The organism is Lutibacter sp., assembly GCF_030692605.1.
Lineage (GTDB): Bacteria > Bacteroidota > Bacteroidia > Flavobacteriales > Flavobacteriaceae > Lutibacter.
Genome location: NZ_JAUYUD010000039.1, coordinates 1 through 1921 on the forward strand (window position 1 = coordinate 1; position 1921 = coordinate 1921).

1 protein-coding gene is annotated in these 1921 nt (G+C 30.0%); it reads left to right on the forward strand.

Going from position 1 to position 1921, the window contains the following annotated elements:
* Positions 1–303 precede the first annotated feature (303 nt).
* Positions 304–1800, forward strand: a complete 1497-nt coding sequence (locus Q8S45_RS03500; protein ID WP_305601287.1) for a prolyl oligopeptidase family serine peptidase — start codon at positions 304–306, stop codon at positions 1798–1800.
* Positions 1801–1921 lie beyond the last annotated feature (121 nt).

Sequence of the window (1921 nt, forward strand, 5' to 3'; positions counted from 1 at the left end):
TGAACATAGCTACTATCATTTAGGTCAAATCGTATTGATTAGTAAAATTTTATTAAACACAAAATAAAAAACACTACCTAAAAGTTATATAAAATTTATACTTACATTTAAACTAAATACAAACTGACAAACATTCAACAAGCGATTTGCTACAACCGAAAAATTTCCAATTTTTCAGTGGCACAAATCTTATAAATACTCATTATATTCTATGCACATTAAATAAAACCGGTTCATAATCAGATGTTAATATAAAAAGTATATATTTAAATAAAAATCAAAAACAAATAAAAACCTATTATTATGAAAATTAAACTTTTAGGATTGGCAATTGTAATGCTCTTATTTTCTTGCAAAAAAGAAACTAAAATTACTCAAAGAGAAATCAAACAATACTCTATTGAGCAATTTATGGATAATGAAGCTGTTGGTGGTGGAAGCTTCTCATCAGACAACAGTAATTTATTACTATCGAGCAACCGCTCAGGTATTTATAATGTGTATACTATTCCTGTAAAAGGGGGAGAAATGACAGCGATTACAGCATCTGACAGCACATCTATTTTTGCAGAGTCATACTTTCCAAATGATAATAGAATGTTATTGAGTGCAGATGGAAATGGAAATGAAATTGATCACTTATTTGTAAGAGAATTAAATGGAACTATAAAAGATATAACTCCAGAAAAAGGAGCTAAATCTAGTTTTTACGGATGGTCAAAAGATGATAAACATTTGTATTATGGTTCTAACAAAAGAGATCCACGATTTTTTGATGTTTATAAATTATCAGTTGATGACTATTCTTCTAAAATGATTTACCAAAATAATGATGGGTTAGATTATAGCGGAATATCTAATGACGAAAACTTTTTTTCATTATCAAAAACTATGAATACCAATGACAGTGATTTATTTCTTTATAATGTAAAAACTAAAGAAATGACAAAAATCAATGATAATCTGAGTGCAAATTCTGCTCAAGATTTCTCTGTAGATAATTCTACTTTTTACTATACAACCGATAATGGTGGAGAATTTTCTTATTTAATGTCCTACACTCTAGCTTCGAAAGAAAAGAAAAAAGTGATGGAGAAATCTTGGGATATTGTGGGAAGTGGTTTTACTTCCGAAGGAAAATACATGGTAGTATATACTAATGAAGATGGAAAAAATGCTATTGAAGTATTGGATGCTAAAACTATGAAACCAATTAGTTTACCAGACTTCGAGGGCAAAAGCATTACGAGTGTAGGATTTAGTGAGGATGAAAAATGGATGAGAATGTATGTTGGCGGTTCTAATTCACCTTCAGATTTATACACTTATAATTTGGAAACTAAAGAACAATACAAATTGACCAATGTTTTAAATGATGCAATTGATGTTGAAGATTTAGTAACCGCAAAAGTGATTCGATTTAAATCTTTTGACGGTACCGAGATTCCTGCCATTTACTATCTGCCTCATCAAGCTTCCATAGAAAACAAAGTTCCAGCAATGGTTTGGGTTCATGGTGGTCCTGGAGGACAAACACGTCAAGAATTTAGCTCATTAATACAATATATGGTTAATCATGGTTACGCCGTTTTAGCGGTTAATAATCGTGGTAGTAGTGGCTACGGAAAAACATTTTTCAAAATGGATGATAAGAATCATGGTGAAAAAGATTTGCAAGATTGTGTAGAAGGAAAAAACTGGTTAGTACAACAACCTGAAGTTGACGGTAAAAAAATAGGAATTATTGGAGGATCATATGGTGGTTACATGACTATGGCGGCATTATATAAAGTCTATTAAATATTTACAATTAAATTGGATAGATTTTTCCCTAATTGGTTTTCAGACTTGAATGTATTCATTAATTCATTGAATTTCGTTAATCTATCTTCCATTTTTTCTAAATATCTATTATGTGAAA

Excerpts from the sequence above, each read along its gene's own strand:
- Q8S45_RS03500 (WP_305601287.1), top strand. The coding sequence starts at position 304 with ATGAAAATTAAACTTTTAGGATTGGCAATTGTAATGCTCTTATTTTCT.